12 protein-coding genes are annotated in these 19,000 nt (G+C 42.1%); 9 read left to right on the top strand and 3 right to left on the bottom strand.

Translation table 11 applies throughout. The features are described from left to right. The first annotated feature begins 134 nt into the window (after positions 1–134). The 4 genes from H5187_RS09965 to H5187_RS09980 all read left to right on the top strand — a co-directional run bounded on the left by H5187_RS09965 (position 135) and on the right by H5187_RS09980 (position 8,540). Positions 135–3,305, top strand: a complete 3,171-nt coding sequence (locus H5187_RS09965) for a glycosyl hydrolase family 18 protein (RefSeq protein WP_182794384.1) — start codon at positions 135–137, stop codon at positions 3,303–3,305. A 58-nt stretch (positions 3,306–3,363) separates the two neighbouring features. After that, positions 3,364–4,959, top strand: a complete 1,596-nt coding sequence (locus tag H5187_RS09970) for a lytic polysaccharide monooxygenase (RefSeq protein WP_182794383.1) — start codon at positions 3,364–3,366, stop codon at positions 4,957–4,959. A gap of 67 nt (positions 4,960–5,026) precedes the next feature. Continuing rightward, positions 5,027–7,654 carry a glycosyl hydrolase family 18 protein gene (locus H5187_RS09975; protein WP_182797816.1) on the top strand — a complete coding sequence of 876 codons (2,628 nt, stop codon included), beginning with the start codon at positions 5,027–5,029 and terminating at the stop codon, positions 7,652–7,654. Between the two features lie 175 nt (positions 7,655–7,829). Beyond that, positions 7,830–8,540 carry an ABC transporter substrate-binding protein gene (locus tag H5187_RS09980; protein WP_182718241.1) on the top strand — a complete coding sequence of 237 codons (711 nt, stop codon included), beginning with the start codon at positions 7,830–7,832 and terminating at the stop codon, positions 8,538–8,540. Positions 8,541–8,563: 23 nt separating this feature from the next. Here the strand turns inward: H5187_RS09980 and H5187_RS09985 are convergent, their stop codons facing one another. Continuing rightward, positions 8,564–9,514 (bottom strand): helix-turn-helix domain-containing protein, encoded by a 951-nt coding sequence (locus H5187_RS09985; RefSeq protein WP_182739988.1) that lies wholly within the window; start codon positions 9,512–9,514, stop codon positions 8,564–8,566. 246 nt (positions 9,515–9,760) lie between these two features. On the opposite strand from H5187_RS09985, the gene H5187_RS09990 reads away from it, so the two are divergent. Genes H5187_RS09990 through eat form a run of 3 tightly spaced genes read left to right on the top strand, consistent with a single transcriptional unit; the run spans position 9,761 to position 13,482 of the window. Further along, positions 9,761–11,167 (top strand): ethanolamine ammonia-lyase subunit EutB, encoded by a 1,407-nt coding sequence (locus H5187_RS09990; RefSeq protein WP_182718243.1) that lies wholly within the window; start codon positions 9,761–9,763, stop codon positions 11,165–11,167. Next, on the top strand, positions 11,164–12,033 hold the full coding sequence (gene eutC / locus H5187_RS09995; protein WP_182797817.1) for an ethanolamine ammonia-lyase subunit EutC: 870 nt from the start codon (positions 11,164–11,166) through the stop codon (positions 12,031–12,033). The genes H5187_RS09990 and eutC overlap by 4 nt, the downstream gene beginning before the upstream one ends. A 51-nt stretch (positions 12,034–12,084) precedes the next feature. After that, positions 12,085–13,482, top strand: coding sequence for an ethanolamine permease (eat, locus tag H5187_RS10000; protein WP_218939782.1), 1,398 nt, complete (start codon positions 12,085–12,087; stop codon positions 13,480–13,482). 52 nt (positions 13,483–13,534) lie between these two features. Here the strand turns inward: eat and H5187_RS10005 are convergent, their stop codons facing one another. Next, on the bottom strand, positions 13,535–15,040 hold the full coding sequence (locus H5187_RS10005; protein ID WP_182718245.1) for a DUF2235 domain-containing protein: 1,506 nt from the start codon (positions 15,038–15,040) through the stop codon (positions 13,535–13,537). A gap of 537 nt (positions 15,041–15,577) precedes the next feature. On the opposite strand from H5187_RS10005, the gene H5187_RS10010 reads away from it, so the two are divergent. Next, entirely contained in the window at positions 15,578–16,087 is a 510-nt protein-coding gene (locus tag H5187_RS10010) for an ABC transporter substrate-binding protein (RefSeq protein WP_182794381.1), read from the top strand. 142 nt (positions 16,088–16,229) lie between these two features. Next, positions 16,230–17,204, top strand: coding sequence for a transposase (locus H5187_RS10015; protein WP_182761740.1), 975 nt, complete (start codon positions 16,230–16,232; stop codon positions 17,202–17,204). A gap of 404 nt (positions 17,205–17,608) precedes the next feature. Here the strand turns inward: H5187_RS10015 and H5187_RS10020 are convergent, their stop codons facing one another. Continuing rightward, the gene (locus H5187_RS10020; protein ID WP_182739985.1) at positions 17,609–18,913 is read right to left on the bottom strand and encodes an NAD(P)/FAD-dependent oxidoreductase; all 1,305 of its coding nucleotides are present in this window, start codon (positions 18,911–18,913) and stop codon (positions 17,609–17,611) included. Between the last annotated feature and the right edge of the window lie 87 nt (positions 18,914–19,000).

Consider the following 19,000-nt stretch of genomic DNA (forward strand, 5'->3'; position numbering starts at 1 on the left):
GTCTTTTTTTATTAATAAAGCGGCTGTTTTATATACATCATATATCCAAATTAAGTTGACGTATGAGTTAACTGTGGTAGTTTTTAAACTGAGTTGTAAATTTAATGTTATATTTAACCCTGGGCGGAGGAGCTATGAGCTCACAAATGACAATAAAAAATGCTTTTAAGCTAAGTGCGGTATCGCTTAGTTTTGTAGGCTTAAGTACGCATGCAGCAGTTGACTGTAGTGTATTAACACAATGGCAAACGGGTCAAACTCACAGCGGTGGCAGCCAAGTACACGCACAAGATAATGCGTATGAGGCAAAATGGTGGACACAGTCAAATCCAGTTGAAAATGCTGGTGACTGGCAAGATTGGAAACTTTTGGGTTTGTGTGACAGCGCTGTCACAGAAAGTCAGGCGCCAAATATTACAGTATTAACCCCCGCAAACAATTCTCAATTTGCTGATAAAGACAGCGTTGTCATGACTGCGCAAGCAACCGATGACGATGGCTCTGTGACAAAAGTTGAGTTTTTTGTTGATGGTGCATTAATCGCAACTGATAGTAGCGCACCGTTTAGTACTAATTGGCCTGCAGTTGTCGGCACACATCAAGTGAGTGCTGTGGCAACCGATGACGATGGCGCGCAATCTACGCAAGTGATCAATACGATCAGTGTTACTGAGATCGTGGAGCCGGTTAATCAAGCACCGGTGGCAACAATTAGTTTCAGCAGTTTACCAACAGAATTAACGGTTGGCTCACAAGTGGTGTTTGCGCTTGCTGGTACTGACAGTGATGGTCAAGTAACGGCACTTAACTTTGCGGTTAATGGTGCTGATGTGCACCAAGCAAGTACGGCATCAAGCAGTTATGCTTGGCAAGCAACAGCGCTTGGTCAGGCAACCTTTACGTTAACGGTAACTGATAACGAAGGCGCAACAGCCCAAGTAACAAAGCTGCTTACTGTTGTTGAAGAAAATACCGGACCAGTGACTGGAACTGATTGTCATCCGCAGGGGTTATATCAAACACCAGGTGTAAATACGCCGTATTGTACTGTGTATGATGCAGATGGTCGTGAGATAATGGGTGTTGATCATCCGCGTCGTGTAATTGGTTACTTTACCAGTTGGCGCAATGGCGCAAATGGCCAACCGAGCTATTTAGTAAATGATATTCCATGGGATAAGATAACTCATATCAACTATGCGTTTGCCCATGTTGATGCCAATAATAAAGTATCGATTGGCGATCCAAATGCTGCAGGTAATCCAGCTACAAATATGGAATGGCCAGGAGTGGTAGGTGCCGAAATGGACCCAAGCTTCTCGTATAAAGGTCACTTTAATCTTTTAAACAAATTCAAAAAACAACACCCACACGTTAAAACATTAGTATCTGTAGGTGGTTGGGCTGAAACGGGTGGTTTCTTTGATGAAACGGGCCGCGTTGAAAGTGGTGGTTTTTATACCATGACGACCAATGCAGATGGTTCAGTTAATCAAGCGGGTATTGATGCCTTTGCAAAAAGCTCAGTCGAGTTCATTGAAAAATATGGTTTTGATGGTGTTGATATTGATTATGAATACCCATCATCAATGAAAGATTCAGGTCATCCTGATGATTTCCCAATTTCAAATGCATGTCGTGCAGGTTTAAATGCATCTTACCAAGTACTAATGAAAAAGCTGCGCGAAGAGCTAGACCGTGCTGGTGAAAAAGCGGGTAAACATTATTTACTAACAATTGCATCGCCTTCTTCAGGTTATTTACTACGTGGTATGGAAACATTCCAAGCGGTTAAATACCTCGATTACGTTAACATCATGTCTTATGACCTTCACGGTGCATGGAACTCGCATGTTGGCCACAATGCGGCCTTGTTTGATACCGGTATTGATTCTGAACTAGCGCAATGGGGGGTTTACTCAACAGCTGAGTTTGAAGGGATTGGTTATTTAAATACTGATTGGGCGGTACGTTATTTTCGTGGTGCAGTATCGGCAGGACGTATCAATATTGGTATTCCTTACTACACCCGAGGTTTTAAAGATGTCAGCGGGGGTACTAATGGGCTGTGGGGGCAATCTGCACTACCTAATCAAGCAGATTGCGCAACAGGTACCGGCGTTGGTGAAAAGAACAAGTGTGGTAATGGCGCATTAGGCATTGATAATCTTTGGCATGATAAGAACGATGCAGGACAAGAAATGCCAGCAGGTTCTAACCCGTTGTGGCATGTTAAAAATCTTGAGAACGGCATTGTTGGTTCGTACTTAGGTGTGTATGGCTTAACACCAGAGACTGATGTTGATGATCAATTAACGGGTACTTATACACGTCACTATGACAGCGTTGCTGTTGCACCTTGGTTATGGAACTCAGAGAAAAAAGTATTCCTATCTATTGAAGATGAGCAGTCTATGGCAGCTAAAGTTGATTACGTAATTAACAATGGCCTTGGCGGTATCATGTTCTGGGAACTTGCTGGTGATTATGATTTTGACTCAGCAAAAGGTGAATACTTCATGGGTTCTACCTTAACAACTTTGGCTTATGACAAGTTTAACCAAAGTGGTGTGGCGTACGACACTCATCCAGGTAATCCAAACTTTGTTGTACCAACTGAAGCGGTAGATGTAACGTTTGCAGCAAAAGACTTCCCAATTGGTGATGATAACTACCCAATTAGCCCAACATTTGCGTTCACTAATAACTCCAATATTGATCTAAGCGGTGCGAAAATTTCGTTTGATGTACCTGTATCAACATCGGCTATTTTTAAATCTAACTGGAACGCACAAGAAAAATTGGGCATGGCAGTTGAAGTAAATGGCTCAAATGCCGCAGGTAACAACATTGGTGGGTATGAAAATGAATTCCACCGTTTTTCAATCACTCTGAACAATGAATGGGGCGGTCAACCGAAAGACTTCAGTGGTGGCAAAACAGTCAATGCGCAAGTTATGTATTACATGCCAATTACCGGTCCTAGTAACTTTACTATAGAAAAAGATGGCAAAGTTTACGCGTTCAAATTTGAATTCCCACAATTGCCTGATGGGACTACCGGTGGCGGCGACACCACGGATCCTGGTAATGGTGGTGGCGATACATCTGGTATGTGTGAAGGTGTGGCTGTGAGCTCAATCCCTGTATATCCAAACTTCCCTCAAAAAGACTGGGCAGGCAATCCAAGCCATGCCGCAGGCGGTGACTTAATGGTTCATAACAGTGCCGTTTATAAAGCGAAGTGGTGGACAAGTTCTGAACCAGGAGCAACAGCTGACTGGACTAAAAGTTGTAGTCTGTAAGTAAATAATAGGGGCAAGTTTGCTTGTCCCAAAATTTCAGCTTTTCAAGGACAAAACAATGAAAGCTATTAAATTTAAAACTTTATCACTCTCGGCAGTGGCAAGCAGCGTATTACTAACAATTATGCCAGCGCAAGTGAACGCCCATGGTTATATGGATAGCCCAAAAGCGCGGCAAGCTTTTTGCCAAGCCGATGGTGGGTATTGGTGGCCAGAAGATGGCACTAATATTCCAAACCTTGCTTGTCGTGCCGCATTTTTAGAGTCGGGTACAGTGCAATTTGTACAAGATATTGAGTTTTCAGTTAATACACCGGACTACTTAAATCAAGCTGCGGTAGAGGCTAAGGTACCAAATGGGTCGTTATGTGCCGGTGGTGACAACGCAAAGCGTGGTATGGATTTACCTTCGCCGCATTGGCAACGCAGTGATGTGGTGCCTAATGCCAATGGTGAAATTCAAATTCGTTACTTAGCAGCAACGCCGCATAATCCCAGTTTTTGGCAGTTTTATTTAACTAAACCAAGCTTTAATGCAGCAACAGATGTATTGACGTGGGCTGACTTAGAGCTAGTTCAACAACATGAAAATATTGACGTTATCAAAGATACCGATGGAAAGCGTTATTACGAAATGAATGTTGCTATTCCACAAGGGCGCAGCGGCGATGCTATTTTATATAGCCGTTGGCAACGTATTGATGTGGTGGGGGAAGGTTTCTATAACTGTAGCGATATCAATATTGTGACAGACGCAGGGCCGACGGATCCGAGTGTTTGGTCAAGTGTTGGTTACTTTGTTCGTCAAGGACAAAGTGCCATTGCTGGTGACACTGTTTGGGCACGTTTATTTGATGAAAATGGCCAAGAGGTTATCAATCAGCAATTAAAAGTGACCGCTGCGAATCAAGTGAGTTGGCAGCAAGCACTGGCACAACAACTGAACTTAGATTATGCCCACTTAGTACAAATTGGCGTGCAAAATCAAGCCGGTGACGTGGTTTATAACAGTACTGATGTACTGACTAATCAAGTGTATAGCAGTAATGAAAATTACACTTATAGCTTAAGCGTGCAAAGCGCTCCCACTAATACTGCGCCAATTGTACATACGCCAGATGATTTAGTTGTCGATGAAAACACCAGCACAGCCTTACACCTTCATGCTTTTGATGATGAACAAACGCAATTGAGCTACAGCTGGTTAGTGCCAGCACCACTGAGCTTTACCGGTGGTGACGCAAACGTGGTGATTAGTGCGCCAGAGGTATCAACAAGCACAGATTATACCGTGTCAGTGTCGGTTTCGGATGGTCAATTAAGTACTCAAACTAGTTTTAAAGTCACCGTAAATGACAGCGTTATCACTGATCCTGATGTTGTAGCTTGGAGTAGTAGTGCAGTTTATCAAGCCGGTGACAAAGCCAGTTTTCAAGGAGTTGTTTATACCGCGAAATGGTGGAGTCAGGGTCAGCAACCTGATAGCTCTAATGCATGGCAAAGCGATTCACAATCGGATGTGAATAACGATTGGAATGCAAGTAAAGCCTATCAAAGTGGCGCTGAAGTAACCTATCAAGGACAGCGCTATAGCGCTAAGTGGTGGACTCAAGGTGATACACCTGGACAAGCCAATGTATGGACCAAACTTTAATAAGAAGCCTAAGTTTTGTAGTTCAAACTTATTAAATAATTAAATTAATAATGGATAAGAGAGAAATATGAATATTAAACAGTTAACAGCAGCCATTGGCGTTGCTCTATTTGCAAGTACAGCCTTTGCAGCACCGTCTACACCAAGTATTAATTGGGAACCGCAACAATATTCGTTTGTTGAAGTGAACTTAGAAGGTAACGGTTCTTATAAGCAACTTGTTACCCGTGTGGAGCAGGTGAGCATCAATATTCAATGGAGTGCATGGAGCGGTGACGGTGGTGACAGCTACAAAGTTTACTTTGATGATATGTTGGTAAATGAAGGCACACTTTCTGCAGGTTCTAAGAGCGGAACTATTTCTTTCCCTTATGACAAAGCTGGTCGCCATACATTGTATGTAGAACTATGCGAAGTCGGTACTACTTGCGCACGCAGTGCCGGTAAGCCAATCGTAATTGCAGATACCGACGGCGGGCACTTAGCGCCATTGCCGATGGATGTTGATCCTAATAATCGTGATATTGGTACCAAAGCAGGGTTAGTGACCGGTGCGTATTTTGTTGAGTGGGGTATTTACGGTCGTGATTATGATGTAACAAATATTCCAGCACAAAACTTAAGTCACATTTTATATGGCTTCATTCCAATTTGTGGTGAAAATGCATCACTAACTGGCAGTCCTAAACAAGCACTTGAAACAGCCTGTGCTGGCTCTGCTGATTATGAAGTGGTTATCCACGATCCATGGGCTGCTGTACAAAAAGCATTACCAGGTGTGGATGCAAAAGATCCAATCCGTGGTACGTATTCACAGTTAATGGCACTTAAGCAACGTTACCCCGATCTTAAAATCTTACCATCAGTAGGTGGCTGGACGCTTTCTGATCCATTTGGTGGTTTTACTAATAAAGCTAACCGCGACACCTTTGTAACATCAATGGAAGAGTTTTTAAGAACCTGGAAGTTTTACGATGGTGTTGATATTGACTGGGAATTTCCTGGTGGTGACGGCCCTAACCCAGATATTGGCGATCCGATAAATGATGGTCCTGCATACGTTGCGTTAATGCAAGAGCTGCGCGCTATGCTTGATAAGCTTGAAGCTGAAACAGGCCGTACTTATGAGCTTACGTCAGCAATTGGCGCTGGTTACGATAAAATTGAAGACGTTGACTACCAAGCCGCTAGCCAATACATGGATTATATCTTCGCTATGACTTATGACTTTTATGGGGCATGGAGTGGCGTAACTGGCCATCAAACTGCGCTTTATTGTGGTGAGCATATGAGCGTAGGGCAATGTAATGGTACGGGCGTAGATGAAAACGGTGAGCCACGTAAAGGCCCTGCTTATACAACAGATAACGCAGTACAGTTATTATTAGCACAAAATGTAAACTCGAAAAAAATTGTTGTTGGTACTGCTATGTATGGCCGTGGTTGGGAAGGTGTTTATCCAACAGGCACCACTATTGATGGTAACCCTATGACAGCAACAGGCTCCGGTCCATTAAAAGGCTCAACAGCACAAGGCGTGTGGGAAGATGGCGTTATTGATTATAAAGGCATCAAAACTCATATGATTGGTGCTGCAGGTACTGGTGTTAATGGCTTTGAAGTAGGCTACGATGACCAAGCGCAAGCGGCGTATGTGTGGAATCGCGCCACAGGTAAACTAATCACTTATGATAGCCGTGAGTCAGTGATAGCTAAAGGTGCTTATGTTAATCAATATAACTTAGGTGGGTTATTTGCATGGGAAATTGATGCAGATAATGGCGATATTCTCAATGCTATGCACGATGGCTTAGGCGGAGTTGTTACACCACCAAGTAATAAAAAACCAGTGTTATCAGTATCAAGCACTTTAACCGTGAACGCTGGCGAAAGTGTTTCTGTCAGTGCTTCAGCAACAGATGCCGATAATGATCCACTGACGTTTAGTTGGACTGCATCACCTGAGTTAACAGTATCTGGCAGTGCAACAAGCACATTGGCAATTACTGCACCTAACGTAACCCAAGACAGCCAGTTTACCGCAACCGTCAGTGTAACTGATGGCAAAGCAACGGTAAGCCAAAGTGTTTTGGTTAATGTCATCGCGCCAACAACTGGTGACAACACTGCACCGACAGTTGATGCGATTGCTGATATCACTATTGAAGAAGGCGCTTCTGCAGCAGTAACGGTTGTTGCCTCTGATCCGCAAAACGACGCACTGACTTATACATGGTATGTCCCTGCAGGTCTTACATTAGTTGGCAGTGGTGCCAGTGTTAATCTTACGGCCGGCGCAGTAGCTGCAGATACAAACTTAACAGTATCTGTGGCAGTAAGTGACGGCCAAGTTGCTACCACTCAAAGCTTTACTGTAACGGTAACTAACACCGATACAACGCCTCCTACAGGTGATACGTGGGGTGCCAGTAAGGTATATGTTGGTGGCGATACTGTTGTTTATAACGGCGTAACATACAAAGCTAAATGGTGGACTCAAGGTAATCGTCCTGACTTAGGTGGCGTTTGGGAAGCAATTACGCAACCAACAGATGATACAGGTGCTCTGATTTGGCAGTCATCAGCAACTTACAATAGCGGTGACCAAGTTTCTTATGGTGGTAACAAATACCAAGCGAAGTGGTGGACTCAAGGAAATGAGCCCGGCGTAGCAGACGTATGGAAATTACTTTAATTAGCCTATTAATCAAGCCTACTTTTAGGTAATAAATTAAAGTGTAATTTACTCACATAAAGCAGCTTTCGGGCTGCTTTTTTTGTATTTCGAGTCAGATGCACCATACTGTACAAAGCGTCTATAATTTTACTAGGCTGTAGTTATTAAATACATTTACTTATTTTTGATATTGTTGAGTCCAATTAGTAGCGGCTGCGAAAAAACTCTGCAAGTAGGGGTGGTGTTACCTTGGCCACCGTTTGTCTTTGATGGTGAGCAGGCTCTTACAGGAATAGATGTAGAGATCAGCCGTTTGGTGTTAACGCATGCTGGATTCTGTAGTCAGTTTGTGTCTTTACCGTCATCAAAGCGCGGTTTGGTCGAGCTTGAAAAAGGCCGCGTGGATATATTAACTGCTGCGAGTTTCAATCAACAACGTGCCCAATATAGTCACTTTTCAACCCCATATAGACGTGAGAAAATGCGGCTGTTCTGGTATGAAGATGCTAAGTACCTAACACACGATTTAGCCAGCCTGTTGGCGCAACAAAAAACAATAGCCGTAAATAATGGTGGTTATTATGGTAAAGAATTTGAGCAGCTAAGCAAAGTCACAAACAATAAAGATTTACTTGTACGAGTACCTTTGCTCAAGCACCGGCTATATATGTTAAAAGCTAAACGCGTCGATTTTATGATCGATGATGAAATATCTGGGTTATACCTCATAAGCCAAGAAAAAATCCCCGGTATTACACTGCATCCTTATGTTATTCATGATAATCCAATCCATTTTATGCTCAGTAAAAAAACGGTCACGATGGACAATGTGCGCTCAATTAATGCAGCGATCATTGATATGCAATCGAATATCAAGCAAATAATTGCCAGCTATACCTATTAATTAACTGGCTATAATTGATACCACTAAAGCTGCGCACGTTTTACTGTGTCTGAAGGGTTTTCACCAAATAGTTGTTTATAGTCTTTAGCAAACTGGCCCGGATGCCAAAAGCCCCAATTGGCGGCAATCATTGAAATGTGTTTATTTTGTTGCGGATCACTGAGTTCACGGCGTATTTGGTTAAGCCGGGTCATGCGTAAAAAACGCAGCGGATTGATGCCTAAAATACTTTCAAAGCTGTATTGTAAAGTCCGTCGACAAACGTAGGTAAACTCACATAATTGGGTGATAGTCACTATGTTGTCTGGGTGATCGTGAATAAATTCTTTCGCTTTATCAACAACGTTTTTACGGTGTTTATAACTTGGGGTTACTTTTTGCTGGGGGAGTTGTGATTGCAGTAAGTGCAGCACTAAATTTAATAAAATATCGTGTTGTAAAGCCGCACTTGCTCCACCGCCATTAGCATAAATGATTTGTTCAATGCATTCACGAGCACGTTGCAGTGCTTGTGGTGATGTTGTAATACGCGGTGATCCATGCTCACAAATGCCCTGAAGCGACAACCCTTGTTGCTGAGCAATTTGATGAAGGGTATCTTGATTGATCACCATGCCATAAATATTAAATTGCGCAGGGGTGATCAGCTCAAAGTTGCAATCACTTGGGCGGCACATTAATTGATTATCAGCGATGGTGAGACCGTTAATTTTACTGTTTAGTGCGTTTACCGGAATGCCAAGCCATAACGCATTTGGCCATACTTTACACTGTTGTCGTAATGCGCACTGTGTATACTCTTTAAACACTTGCAAACCATCATAAGCCACTTCATCAATACAGCCATAAAAGCGGCCATCACTGACTTGATCATATTTTTGTTGCCAGTTTGTTAGGTTTCCCGCCTGCTGGTCCACATCGGTTGTAGCTAAAGTGCACTTACTTGGTGCATTTGTCGGTAAATTATGTTGCATAGTTGCGTATTACACCTCAGGCTAATTATTACAAGTAAACAGTAGTTGTCCGATTTTTAATTTTAACTATATGATTTTTATTGTTTAAGTAACATTTGCCAAAACTTGATAGTTGCTTGGTACGCTATAAGCTACCTTAAAAGAATCGTTGTACTGTTTATTGCTTTATTTATTGTTTTTTATTGTAGTAAAAGCAATAGCTGTGCCTATCCTTTTTAACACACATTTTGTCAGCAAGGTAAGTTTATGAGTAAATCGTATCGATACACGTTAGGAAGTAAAACCTACCAGTTTAACAATCTCGCACAGTTAATGGCTAAAGCGACCCCGCAGCGCTCTGGTGATAGCTTGGCAGGTGTTATTGCCAGTTCTGCCGAAGAGCGAGCCGTGGCACAAATGACGCTGGCAGAAGTCCCTTTAAAAACATTCTTGAACGATGCCTTGATCCCTTATGAAGACGATGAAATTACTCGGCTAATAATAGATGAACATGACACTAACGCATTTGCAGCAATCGCACATTTAACGGTAGGTGATTTTCGTAATTGGCTGCTGAGTGATCACGCAACAAGCCATGTTTTAGCGACAATCAGAGCGGGTATTACCCCCGAAATGGCTGCTGCTGTTAGTAAAATAATGCGTAATCAAGATCTGATCTTAGTTGCCAAAAAGTGCCATGTTACGACTGCATTTAGAAATACCATTGGCTTACCTGGCCACTTATCAACACGCTTACAGCCTAATCATCCAACAGATAATGTAAATGGCATTGCCGCGAGTATTTTAGATGGGCTGCTGTATGGCAGTGGCGATGCCGTAATTGGTATTAACCCCGCCACTGATAATGTTGCACAAGCGATTAAATTAATGCGGTTAATGGATGATGTGATTGAAAAATACCAGATCCCGACTCAAAGCTGTGTTCTCACGCATGTAACTAACACCATTGAATGTATTGAGGCCGGTGCGCCGGTTGACTTAGTGTTTCAGTCTATAGGGGGGACTGAGGCGACTAACTCAAGTTTTGGTTTTAATTTAAATACACTTGCTGAGGCGCAAGATGCAGCACAAAGTTTAAAACGCGGAACAGTAGGCAATAATGTGATGTATTTTGAAACGGGGCAGGGCAGCTCGCTATCAGCAAATGCCCACCATGGGCTTGATCAACAAACGTGTGAAACCCGTGCTTATGCCGTAGCGCGAAAATTCAAACCGTTACTGGTCAATACCGTAGTGGGTTTTATTGGCCCGGAATATCTATTTGATGGCAAAGAAATTACTCGAGCAGGGCTTGAAGACCATTTTTGTGCCAAATTACTGGGTGTGCCTATGGGCTGTGATGTGTGCTACACCAACCATGCTGAGGCAGATCAAAATGATATGGACAACTTACTGACCTTACTCGGTGTAGCGGGGTGTTCGTTTGTAATGGGGATCCCCGGATCTGACGATATTATGCTTAACTATCAAACCACCTCATTTCATGATGCTCTGTATGCAAGGCGGGTATTAGGTTTGCGTCCAGCACCTGAATTCGAACTTTGGCTGGCAAAAATGAACATTATGACAGATACCCAGCAGCATATTTTGTCTGACACGTTACCGTCACAATTTGCGCGTTCTTTGAAAGCTTTAGGTGGTGGACAGCCATGAAAAACTCATCTCCCAAAACGGCACAGCAAATACAGCAACAACATCAAGATAATGGCAAAGTGGTGCATAACCCTTGGCGGCAACTACGCAGCTTTACCGATGCACGCATTGGTTTAGGGCGCGCTGGGATCAGTCTTTCGACGGCTGAAATGTTGGCGTTTCAACTCTCCCATGCGCAAGCACGAGATGCGGTTAATTTTCCATTGGATTTAGCTGCGTTAAGTGAACAGCTAGAGGATTTTTGCGCATCACCACTGCATTTACATAGTCAAGCCGTGGATCGCAATCATTATTTACAACGCCCTGATTTAGGTCGAAAACTAGATCAAGCATCGCGCGATCAGCTAAGCAACTATATGAGGAAAGCGGCTATAGCCACTGAGTTACACCATGATATCGCAATCGTTATTGTTGATGGTTTATCGTCTTTAGCAGTACAAAAAAATGCCCATCCTTTTCTTGTTCAGTTACTGACGATACTGCGTGAACAACCAGAGCCATGGCGTTTGGCACCGATCAGCTTAGTTGAGCAAGGTAGAGTGGCGATAGGCGACGACATAGGTGAGCTCCTTAATGCCAAGGTGGTGCTGGTATTAATTGGTGAACGGCCAGGGCTAAGTTCTCCAGATAGTTTAGGGCTGTATTTAACTTGGCAGCCAAAAACAGGGCTGAATGATGCTTGTCGTAATTGTATCTCTAATATTCGTCCTGCTGGGCTGTCATATCAGGATGCAGCACAACGAACTTTATATCTTTTACAAGAAGCGAAACGTTTAAACCTGTCAGGGGTGGGGTTAAAAGATCGCAGTCAAGACGATGTGATAGAGCATCAAACGCAAACAACAAACTTTTTACTATCAGAATAATCAACAACGAAAACATAATGTAATTACAACAATAAATAGCAGGAGAAGATAATGTCAGATAATAAAGAGTACCTTGCAAAAAGACAGTTAAAACGAGGCTCCGCGGGATGGATTTTATTGGCGGGATTAGGAGTGTCGTATGTTATTTCTGGGGATTTTGCGGGTTGGAACTTTGGTATTGCAGAAGCTGGTTGGGGCGGCTTTGCTGTCGCCACAGTATTAATGGCGGTGATGTATTTAACTTTGGTTTTGTCATTAGCAGAAATGTCGGCGGCCATTCCGGCATCGGGTGGTGGCTATAGTTTTGCGCGTCAGGCAATGGGCCCTGCTGGTGGTTATTTGACCGGCTTGGCCGTGTTAATCGAGTATGCATTAGCACCCGCTGCGATTGTTATTTTTATTGGCTCGGCGGTCGAAGCGCTACTGGGTTTTAATGGTCCTTGGGTGTATGCGCTGTTCTATATTGTGTTTATCAGTATTCATTTAGCGGGAGTGGGTGAAGCATTAAAAGTGATGATGGTGATAAGTGGCTTAGCGGTTTTTGCCATTATAGCCACTGCGATCGCATTATTTACACATTTTGATGTGTCGCGATTGTTTGATATTGCCATCACCGATGCTGCTGGAGCCTCCGAGTTTTTGCCCTTTGGTTGGTATGGCGTGTGGGCTGCATTGCCGTTTGCAATGTGGTTATTTTTAGCCGTTGAAGGCGTACCATTAGCGGCAGAAGAAGCCAAAGATCCAGCTAAAGACGTGCCAAAAGGAATTATAGGTGCAATGTTGTTTTTATTGTTTACTGCTTTGTTAGTCGTAGTATTGATCCCTGGTGCCGGTGGTGCCAGCGCAATGGGGTCTAGTGCCGTGCCGTTAGTTGATGCGCTAAACGTAACAGGGAATGCAAGCTTAGCAACACTCGTTAATATATTAGGTTTAGCGGGTTTAGTGGCGTCGTTTTTCTCGATTATCTATGGGTATAGTCGGTTAGTGTTTGCGCTCTCTAGAGCGGGCTACTTTCCAAAAAGTTTGTCGGTTACAACTTCACGAAAAGTGCCGGCACGTGCCTTAATCGTGCCGGGTATTTTTGGCTTCTTAGCATCATTAAGTGGTGAAGGTGATTTAATGCTGGCGATGGCCGTGGTAGGCGCTACGGTTTCGTATGCATTGATGGCATTGAGCCATATTTTACTGCGTATTAAACAGCCTGAACTCGCACGACCTTATAAAACGCCAGGTGGCATGATAACCTCAGCAATTGCGCTGGTCTTATCTTTGGTGGCTTTAACTGGGGTATACGCGTTTGATCCTCGTGCATTCTTGTTTACTGTGGTGCTATTTGTGATCGGAGCGATTTATTACTTTGCATACAGTAGTAAGCACTTAGTCGCACACAGTGCCGATGAAGAGTTTGCTATGTTGGCTGAAGCTGAAGCCGCTTTAAGTGCAAAATAGTGATAGTTTAATGTTACCAATAGGCCGTTAGCACGGCCTATTAATAATGCAATTAACCAAGGCGGGTCACGTTTATTTTTATACGCCCAGCATTAGCGCCATAAAAACGCACCAAATCATTTGCAAAAGGCGTAAATTCTCCTGAGTGAGTCATTTTAAATTCACCCCCATCGGCAATCTCAAAAGCATCATTATCGCTATGGGCAATAGCACCAATTAAGGCAAACCAGTTTGCATGTGGTAAACGACGAAAGGGTTCGAGCAATGCCATGGGGATCTCTTTTACACCCAACTGTAGGTTATCTCGGTGCCAACCTTGTGGCCCACATTTTACGCCATCGTCATACCAAAGTTGTTCTGGGTAAGGGCTAAAGCGATAAGTAGCTCCTTGTTCAAGCATTAGTCCTGTTGCATTGTATTGCTCTGCGGCATAAACCAACACATCTTGGCTTTGGCCAATTTGTAACACTGACATGTTTTGATTTTTTAAAGCTATATGGGCAGACAAACCGTTAAAACTAAACGTAGTTTGATCTGCATACAGCAGTTGATAACTAAGGTTTTTTAAAGACTCGGGACGATAACTGGTTAATTGATTGATACGTGTAGCAACACTGTGGTGGATAATGGGTAACAGCTTACTTTGTTCGTCATCAACCAGCACGGTACATTCACGATCAATCAGTTTAAATAAAGGATTAAACCAAAAATAATTCTGTTGATGGCTTAACGCGAGAGGATCTGGGGTGATGGTCATATCATCTTGGGCGATAAAACTGTTTTGATCCGCAGGAAATAACGATGAATACTCGATTGCTTGACTAGTTAAAAAGGATAAAGCCACAGGCAGTTCAAGTAACCACTCCATTGCAAAGCGTAAGCAAATATCCGCCAGCCCATCTCGATAATAGCCACCACCGATATCGGAATGTGCGCCTGCAAACCATATTTCATGTACATTGTTTTGATGATTTATAAGGGTAGGCTCAAAAGCTCGACGCTTTTCATCCAGTGCCACACAATGCAGAGCCTGATTTATGTTGGTCGCTAAAGTATGGTTTTCAAAAATAACATGCTCAGCGCCTCGGGTGGCCTTGGTGACTTTGGATAAACCAATGGATGCCACAGTATCAAATACGCATAAATAAACGTTATTATCTATGAGCGGCTCTAAGCACTTTGCAAAACGTCGTGCTAACGCAGCGCCGCGACTAAAGCCAGTGAGTAACAATGTATCGCCAGTTTTGTAGTAGCGCTTAAAATCATTTATAGCATGATTTAAAATACTGGCAACATCGTCATCGCGTGGTGCGAAAGATTGATTGAGGAATCGCTTTAAACGACTTCCTTGAGTTCCAATACCTTGGTAATAGAAGCTAAGTTGATTAGTAAAAGGAGTAACGGGCTCGTTATTTAATTGGCCACCCATTAATAAATGAAGTTTGAGAATATTCGAAATGCTTGCATCTTCCTTAAAATGCGCAGAGCTGAACTGCTCAGCATCACGTGGCTCACTACCTGTGCCATCAAAGTTGAAAATCAGCGTTTTCGCGGTCATAGCATCATTCCTTTATGTGGTTTTTTATAACTTACAGGTAAATTATTTAAATTTGAAGACAATCCACTCAAATATGCTATAAGGATTTTTTGTTATTTATTTTAGGCAATACTTTTTTATAGATTGAAAATAATATAGTCAAATGTAGTCTAAGCTTAAACAGTTGAAGCTCTGGTTTAGTAACAAAGTTCAAGTTGCCATTAAGCCTTAGGTTAAATAGTTAAGTTACGCAGATTTGCCTAGAGCAAATGTATTATTGTGTATCTTTAGATAGGCATGATAAAAGGTATCGTGTTGCTATGACTAAATTTTTTATTATTTTGCTGTTATGCATACAAAGTACTGCTGCGCTTTCTAATTCAATAACACAGCCTTTAGTAGGATCTCATAATGAATGGCCTCCCTACATATTTGCTGATGGAACGGGTATGACTACTGAGCTTGTACGTGCTGCATTTTTTAGCCAGAATATTGCATTCGATATTAAAATAGCGCCATTTAGTCGTGCAATGCGAATGTTAAAATAATGAAATAGATTTGATCCCTGCATTATGGTGGACAGAAAATCGTGCTAAAACAATTTTATTTAGCCAGCCCTACTTTACTAATGAACTTAGCATAATTAGTAATACTAAGTCGCAGCTTGATTATCAAGGCCCTCACAGCCTAGAAAGCTTAACAATCAGTACAATTAGAGGTTACGGATATCATGAGTATTTACAGTCTATTGATAGGCTTACAATCGTTCCTTTACTTAATGTCCATAGTTGTCTTGAGCATGTAAAAAAGCATCGCGCTGATATTGCTCTGGTTGATAAATACGCAGCATGGTTCGAAATGAAAAAAAATGGTTACTCAACAGAGCTAACAATTTGGCAACCAGCTTTAATTAAGCACCCTCTTCATATAGGGATCAGTAAAGAGCATCCCGATGCTGAATATATAATAACCTCCTTCAACAAAGGGCTAGAGCAAATAAAGCGCTCAGGTGAATATGATGAAATATTAGCCCGTTACGAACATCTAGCCTCAGCACAGCCAGAGTAACTAATAAAAAAATAAAGACACCCACCTAATAAATGGCGATTGTAGTAATTCAAACTTAAATGACACCCATAATAATGACTATATTTGCAGTTTTACCATGAGGAACTAGTATTTTATAAGGAACGTGATATCTGAGATATTTATGGCTACTGCAAGAAATCGACAAATCAGTTTAACGGACACTCGTTACTATCATTGTATATCACGATGTGTAAGACGTGCCTATTTGTGTGGTGTGGATGAATATACGGGTCAATGTTATGAACACCGCAGAAAATGGGTTGAAGATAAGCTAATGAGTTTGGCATCTCTCTTTTTTATAGATGTGTGCGCTTATGCAGTAATGAGTAATCATACTCATATTGTAGTGTACGTAGATAGTAAAAAGGCGGAAAGAGTAAATGATAGAGCAGTTGCAATTCGCTGGCATAAAGCCTTTAAAGGTTCTGAATTAACACGACGTTTTGCTAAAGGTGAAAAGCTAGCATCTTTTGAGATGAAAATAGTTACAGATAGTATTGCGCAATATCGTTCAAGGTTAATGGATATTAGCTGGTTCATGCGCTCTTTAAATGAATATATAGCGCGAAAAGCAAATAAAGAAGATGACTGTAAGGGGCGATTTTGGGAGGGACGGTTCAAATCCCAAGCGTTACTTGATGAAGCCGCATTATTAGCATGTATGGCGTATGTTGATTTAAACCCAGTTCGTGCAGGTATTGCTGACAAACCAGAAAATTCAGATTTCACGAGTGTCAAAAAGCGTATTATTTCGGTCGCAGCAGGGAAACAGCCCAAATCATTACAACGTTTTTCAGGGATGGCAACACAGCATATGGTGAAAGGTTTACCTTTTGAGCTAACTTCCTACCTTTCTCTTGTTGATGCGACAGGGCGCTGTATTCGTCCTGATAAAATAGGTTATATAGCCGCCGATCTAACCCCTTTGCTTGAAAGGTTGCAAATAACCCCCGAAAACTGGTTGAAAGTTACCAGCAAATTTACCACCGTTTTTCACGGTGCTGTTGGAAGACCTGAGTCGTTAAATATGTTTTGTGAACATCAACACTTTAAGCGACGAACGAATCTAACGAATTGCGAAAAATTACTAGCGTGATAACGTAGCCAACCAATAATACATAACTTATTAATTCAGATTTTTTTGACGCCTAAAAATGCAAACGCCTGATATTTATCTGCCATTTGTATAAAAGTCCTTTTTGAAAATAACTACGGTTTTTAATTGTTTCGTTTATTGCCCTAACCTGGATGTTTGCAATTTCATTCTTATTTTGAATGGGTGTCATTGCAATTTTTAGATGGGTGTCTTTTTTATTTACCTTCAATCCATTGCTTTAAAATGTAAGTTTGCATTTTTTTAGATATATATGGATGGGTGTATGGATGGGTGTCAATTTTAATTTTAATGGGTATCATTATAATTTCTAGATGGGTGTCATTTTTTATTTTATTTCTAGGTGTGTAAGTGAAGCGGCGGCTCCACTTACTCTTGTTAGTTGCTTAATGTAATTTCATCTTTGGCCTAACGACCCGGAGCACTTTTTCGCTGATCCATAATGCAAAGGTTTTGGCGCTGCCGTGGATAGCGCGTTGATGCATGCGATAGAGCGAAATATACATAAAGCGGGCTATCTTGCCTTCAATAAAAAAGCTATTACTAGTGAGGTTGCCCATTAAGCTCCCCACGGTACTGTAGCGTGACAAATTGACGAGCGAACCATGATCGCTGTATTCAAAGCCAGTTAACGGCTGTTGGCGCAGTGTCGCAATTAGGTTTTTTTCAACACATTGTGCCATTTGATGGGCTGATTGCGCACGGGGCGGTACTAATTTGCCATCTTTTTGTGTAAACGCGCAACAGTCACCTAATACAAAAATGGTGTCATCGCTATTACTTTGCAAATAGTCGTTCACCATGATTTGGTTATTACGAGTTAGTTCAAAAACCCCGAGATCTTTTATAAAATCGGGGGCTTTTACACCCGCTGCCCATACCATAATGTCGGCATCGATCTGTTCATCATCTTTAGTGATGAATCCTTGATTTGTTGCCTGCTTTACTTGGGTGTTTTCTCGAACGTTAACACCAAGCTTTAGTAGCTCTCTTTTCGCTGAGTTTGCTATACGCTCTGGTAGGGCGGGTAAAATACGCGGGCCTGCTTCGATTAAGTGAATGTGTAAGCGCTTTGCCGACATATTTGTCAAACCATAAAGTTTTAATAAGTCAGAAACATGATACAGCTCAGCTGAGAGTTCAACGCCTGTTGCGCCACCGCCAACAATGGCAATATTTAATGCATGCTGTGGGTCGTCGTCTTGATGTAGCCGAGTAAAGTTATCGAGTAGCGCGTGCTGAAAGCGTTCCGCTTGTTGGTTTGAATCAAGATAAAAACAATGTTCTTTAATACCGGGTGTATTGAAGTCGTTACTGACGCTGCCGATGGCAATCACCAAGTAGTCATAATGAACGGTGCGTTGTGGTAAAATTTGATGGCCAAGTTCGTCATTAAAGGCACTGAGTGTGATGGTTTTATTAGCGTTATCAAGGTTGCAAAAAGTGCCAAGTTGAAAGTTATAATGATGTTTTGCTGCGTGTGCTGAGTAAACTACCCCATCTAAATCGGCATCTATAGAACCCGTTGCCACTTCGTGCAGCAAAGGTTTCCAAATATGGGTGCGATTTTTATCAATTAATAGAATGTCGGCGTGTTTTTTCTTCCCTAGTTTATGCCCTAATTGCGTTGCGAGCTCAAGGCCGCCGGCACCGCCACCGATGATCACGATTTTAGGATGTGTGGTTATCATTTCATTGCCCTCAAAAGAATTATACCTAAATGCTCTTATGATGATGAAACGTATAGAACACTTAGGTATTGAGCTGAACAAAAATGT

This window comes from Pseudoalteromonas sp. SG44-1, from assembly GCF_014164315.1.
Classification (GTDB): domain Bacteria; phylum Pseudomonadota; class Gammaproteobacteria; order Enterobacterales; family Alteromonadaceae; genus Pseudoalteromonas; species Pseudoalteromonas rhizosphaerae.